Annotated in this window: 5 protein-coding genes; 3 read left to right on the top strand and 2 right to left on the bottom strand. The window is 56.4% G+C overall.

From position 1 onward, the window contains the following. The coding region (locus tag F475_RS30140; protein WP_019020896.1) for an integrase core domain-containing protein at nt 1-261 on the top strand (261 nt) is incomplete at its 5' end. 155 nt (nt 262-416) lie between these two features. Then, on the top strand, nt 417-767 hold the full coding sequence (erpA, locus tag F475_RS30135; protein ID WP_007906865.1) for an iron-sulfur cluster insertion protein ErpA: 351 nt from the start codon (nt 417-419) through the stop codon (nt 765-767). A gap of 73 nt (nt 768-840) precedes the next feature. Here erpA and F475_RS30130 read toward each other — a convergent pair whose 3' ends face one another. Both F475_RS30130 and F475_RS30125 read right to left on the bottom strand, forming a co-directional pair. Further along, nucleotides 841-1,932, bottom strand: a complete 1,092-nt coding sequence (locus tag F475_RS30130) for an anhydro-N-acetylmuramic acid kinase (protein WP_111455445.1) — start codon at nt 1,930-1,932, stop codon at nt 841-843. 3 nt (nt 1,933-1,935) lie between these two features. Further along, the gene (locus F475_RS30125) at nt 1,936-3,354 is read right to left on the bottom strand and encodes a peptidoglycan DD-metalloendopeptidase family protein (RefSeq protein ID WP_111455444.1); all 1,419 of its coding nucleotides are present in this window, start codon (nt 3,352-3,354) and stop codon (nt 1,936-1,938) included. 210 nt (nt 3,355-3,564) lie between these two features. Between F475_RS30125 and tyrS the strand changes: the two genes are divergently transcribed. Next, entirely contained in the window at nt 3,565-4,764 is a 1,200-nt protein-coding gene (tyrS, locus tag F475_RS30120) for a tyrosine--tRNA ligase (RefSeq protein WP_064620726.1), read from the top strand. Nucleotides 4,765-5,205: the final 441 nt, after the last annotated feature.

Here is a 5,205-nt window from a genome sequence, read left to right as displayed (position 1 = left end):
CAATACTGCTCTGATCTCTACCAGAAGTTGCACGCCAAACATGGAATCAGGTGCTCGATGACCGACGGGTATGACTGTTATCAGAACGCTTTGGCAGAGCGTGTGAACGGGATCTTGAAGACAGAGTTTCTGCTTCACCGACCTAGAGATCTGGCCGAGGCGATTCGAATGGTCGACGAGTCGATAAGCATCTACAACAGCAAACGTCCGCACCTATCGTTGAAATGCAAAACGCCCGATGCGGTGCATCGGGCGTTTTGAGGGTGAAACAGGTGTAAACCTATTTCAGGACTAGACACTGGTCTGACAATTGGATTGATTGATATACCGTAACAATAGTTGACCGATTTTCTGGGAGAAGCGGATAATGCGCGTCATCACGCATTATGGCGGCGTAACGCCGGGAGATAGTCAGCATGAGCGTCGAATCCTTCACCCCCACGGCTTTGCAATTCACCCACGGTGCTGCGCACAAGGTGAAGAGCCTGGTCGATGAAGAGGGGAATGATCGCTTGAAGCTGCGCGTATTCGTTACGGGCGGCGGTTGTTCAGGGTTTCAGTACGGCTTCACCTTCGATGAAGAAGTGGCCGATGACGACACCATTGTCGAGCGCGAAGGCGTCAGCCTGGTGGTCGATCCGATGAGCTTCCAGTACCTGGCAGGTGCCGAGGTGGATTATCAGGAAGGTCTGGAAGGTTCGCGTTTCGTGATCAAGAACCCGAACGCCACCACCACGTGTGGCTGCGGCTCTTCGTTCTCGATCTGATCGCAACTCTCCGCATCAACAAGCGCCGCAGGGTCTCAGGATTCTGCGGCGTTTTGCTGTCTGGAGTTAAGGTTCAGGCGGGGTAGATGGCGCCGAGAATGCGCAGGCCACGGGCGCCGGTGACGCTTGGGCGGTTGGTCGCGATACCTTCCAGGCAGCAATGAGCCAGCCAGGCAAAGGCCATGGCTTCAACCCAGTCCGGGTCTACACCATAAGCGGCAGTGCTGCTGACTTTCGCGTTCGGCAACAGGCTGGCCAACCGTTTCATCAACGTGGCGTTGTGTGCGCCACCGCCGCAGACCAGCAGCTCCCGGGTATCCGATTGAGCGCTTTGCAATGACTCGACGATGGTCAGGGCGGTCAGCTCAAGCAGTGTGGCCTGTACGTTTTCGGCTGCGAAGGTTGGCAGTTGTGACAGATGCTGCATCAGCCATGGCAGATTGAACACTTCGCGGCCAGTGCTCTTCGGGCCTTGAGTTACAAAGAACGGATCACTGAGCAGCTCATTCAACAGAGCCGGTTCAACCTTGCCGCTGGCGGCCCATTGGCCATCGCGATCGAAGTTGTCGCCGCGTTGCCGGTGAATCCAGGCATCCAGCAGGACATTCCCCGGGCCGCAGTCAAAACCCGCGACAGGCTTGCCGGGTTCGATCAGGCTGAGGTTACTGAACCCGCCGACGTTCAGCACCGCGCGGTTACCGGGCTGCTGTTCAAACAAGGCTTCGTGAAAGGCCGGAACCAATGGGGCGCCTTGTCCGCCAGCGGCTACGTCGCGGCTGCGGAAATCGCTGACCACGGTGATGCCGGTCAGCTCGGTGAGCAGCGCAGGGTTGCCGATCTGCACCGTGAACCCGCGTGCCGGTTCGTGGCGAATGGTCTGGCCGTGGCTGCCAATCGCGCGAATGTCGTCGGGCTTGAGGTTTTGTTGGGCGAGGAGGGTGTGAATGCCCTGTGCGGCCAGCTTCACCCAGTTTTGCTGGGCAATGGCGGAGCGGGCAATCTCGTCCGGACCGCTGGCGCACAAGCCAAGCAGCTCGGCGCGCAGGGATTCGGGCATGGGGATGTAATGCGTGGCGATCAGCTTGATCGCCGGGGCTTGCTCGATCAGCGCAATGTCCAGGCCATCAAGGCTGGTCCCGGACATCACACCTATATAGAGCGCCATGGCTTAGCGTTTGCTCGAAGCCAGCAGGGTGGCTTTCTCTTGGTCCATACGCGCCATCAGCGGTTGGCTTTGCGCAAGGAAGCGTGCGCGTTCAGCTTTGGAGATCGGATCGGCCATCGCTACCTTCTGACCCAGTGGATCGACGTGCACGCCATTGACCTGGAACTCGTAGTGCAGGTGCGGGCCGGTGGAGAGGCCGGTGGTGCCGATGTAGCCGATCACCTGACCTTGCTTGACGCTACCGCCAGTCTTGATGCCTTTGGCGAAGCCCTGCATGTGGCCGTACAGCGTACGGTAAGTACTGCCGTGCTGGATAATCACGGTATTGCCGTAACCGCCCCGGCGACCGGCCAACAATACCTGGCCGTCGCCGGCAGCCTTGATCGGTGTGCCGCGCGGTGCTGCGTAATCGACACCCTTGTGGGCGCGGATCTTGTTCAGGATCGGGTGCTTGCGGCCCATGGAGAATTTCGAGCTGATGCGGGCGAAGTCTACCGGAGTACGGATGAACGCCTTGCGCATGCTGTTGCCGTCAGCCGTGTAGTAGCTGCTGTTGCCTTGTTTGTTGGTGTAGCGCACAGCGGTGTAAGTCTTGCCACGGTTGGTGAAGCGCGCGGAAAGAATGGGACCGTTACCGACGGCTTTACCGTTGACGACTTTCTGTTCATAGATCACATCGAACTCGTCACCCTGGCGAATATCCTGGGCGAAGTCGACGTCATAGCCAAACACGCTGGCCATATCCATGGTCAGGCTATGGGACAAACCGGCACGGGCTGCGGATTGCGACAGCGAACTGTTGATCACGCCATGTACGTAGGCGGTGCGAACAGTGGGCTTGGCGGTAATGCGGTTGAATGTATAACCCTTGCCGTTCTTGGTCAGGCTGATGCTTTCCGTGTCGCTGACTTTGCTGTGCAAATTGGTCAGTTGGCCGTTCGGGCCGAGTTCGAACTCGAGCTTCTGGCCATGTTTGAGCTGGCTGAACTGCTTGGCCTGCTTGTCGCTGGCCAGCACTTCATGCACCGAAGTGGCCGGAAGGCCGACTTTCTCAAACAAGGTCGAGAGAGTGTCGCCTTTGGCAACGATCACTTCCCTGTGGCCTGGCGCCTTCTTTTCTTCGACGACTGGCGCGGGGGCGGCCTGGGCGGCTTCCTGAGTGTTTTCGGCGCTGTTTTCGATCTGCGCGAAAGGGGAGGCTGCCGGATCATTTGTGGCTTGGACGACGTCGGCGGCGTCTTGATCTTGTGTCAGTTGTTCTACAGGGCTTTCCAGTTCAAGACTCAGGGTCGTCTTTTTGGCTTCAACATCACTGGAAGGAAATACCAGAAGCGCCAGGCTCAGAAGGGCGGCGATACCGCTTGCTGCGAGCAGGTGGGTCTTCGGGTAAAGCGGTGGCGCTTTAGACGATTCTTTGGTCATAAGTAATTTTGACTTTGAAAAAATGAATTGGAAAAGATGAATGACATGATGAAGACGAAATAACTGTATAAAATATAACCAAATCATCTCTGAAGCAAGCCTGCGGACGCTCTGTCCGTGGATTGGCGTCCGTGCGCCGGGCAAAACTTGTATTTGACGCCCGATCTTGTATGGTTGGTCCCCTTTGAATTCGAGTCTTGCAGGTCTGTTATGAAGTCGGTTGAAGAGCAGCTAGCGCTGATCAAACGTGGTGCAGAAGAACTGTTGGTCGAGTCCGAGCTGATCGAAAAGCTCAAGCGTGGCCAGCCGCTACGTATTAAGGCAGGCTTCGATCCGACCGCGCCGGATTTGCACCTGGGTCACACCGTGCTTATTAATAAGCTGCGCCAGTTCCAGGATCTGGGCCATCAGGTGATCTTCCTTATCGGTGACTTCACCGGGATGATCGGTGATCCGAGTGGCAAGAGCGCGACACGTCCACCGCTCACTCGTGAGCAGGTTCTCGAGAATGCCGAGACCTACAAGACTCAGGTCTTCAAGATTCTTGATCCGGCCAAAACCGAAGTGGCGTTCAACTCCACCTGGATGGATCAGATGGGGCCGGCTGACTTCATACGTCTGACTTCGCAATACACCGTGGCGCGCATGCTCGAGCGCGATGACTTCGACAAGCGCTACACGACCAATCAGCCAATCGCCATTCACGAGTTCCTCTATCCGCTGGTTCAGGGTTACGACTCGGTCGCTTTGCGCGCGGATGTCGAGCTGGGCGGTACGGATCAGAAGTTCAACCTGCTGATGGGGCGTGAACTGCAGCGTGGTTATGGTCAGGAGGCTCAATGCATTCTGACCATGCCGTTGCTCGAAGGGCTGGATGGCGTGAAGAAGATGTCCAAGTCGTTGGGCAACTATGTCGGTATCCAGGAGGCGCCGGGTGTCATGTACGGCAAGCTGGTCTCTATTCCTGATGTGCTGATGTGGCGCTACTTCGAATTGCTCAGCTTCCGCTCCATGGAAGAGATCGATGCTTTGCGGGCTGACGTCGAGGCGGGTGCGAATCCGCGTGACATCAAGATCAAGTTGGCCGAAGAGATCGTTGCGCGTTTCCATGGTGAAGAGGCTGCGGCCAATGCTCACCGTGCGGCGGGCAATCGTATGAAAGATGGCGAGCTGCCGGATGATTTGCCAGAGATCGAATTGACCGCTACCGAAGACATGCCGATCGCTGCTGTCCTTAATAAGGCGGGCTTGGTGAAGAACTCCGCCGTGGCGCGTGACCTTCTGGGTTCTGGTGGTGTGCGTATAGATGGTGAAGTTGTCGATCGCACCTTTATATACGCGCTGGGCGCGACCCACGTTTGCCAGGCGGGGAAGAAGGCATTTGCGCGTATTACGCTCAAATCCGAATAAAGCTGAAATCAGGGGTTGACGGCAGATTCTGGACGTCTATAATTCGCCCCACTTCCGGCGCAGTCGAAACGGAAAACTCCTTGGTAAACAACGAGTTACGCAGTTTTTGACAGCGGTTACGCTTCAGTTCATCGAAGCCAGAAGGAGTTGGTAAGGCAGGGTATTGTCGCCTTATTGACGGTTCGATCTTCTCGGTCGAAAGCGGAGAAAAAGAGGTGTTGACAGCAGCGACTAACGCTGTAGAATTCGCCTCCCGCTAACGAGAGATCGGAAGCGCAAGTGGTTGAAGTTGCAAGGGAAACTTTGAAAACTTCTGAAAATAACCGCTTGACAGCAACAGAGGCTGCTGTAGAATGCGCGCCTCGGTTGAGACGAAAGATCTTAACCAACCGCTCTTTAACAACTGAATCAAGCAATTCGTGTGGGTGCTTGTGGAGTCAG

The sequence above is a fragment of the Pseudomonas sp. URMO17WK12:I6 genome (assembly GCF_003253625.1).
Lineage (GTDB): Bacteria > Pseudomonadota > Gammaproteobacteria > Pseudomonadales > Pseudomonadaceae > Aquipseudomonas.
The sequence above is the reverse complement of the archived record's forward strand: the minus strand, read 5'-3'. Positions and strand labels throughout refer to the sequence as shown.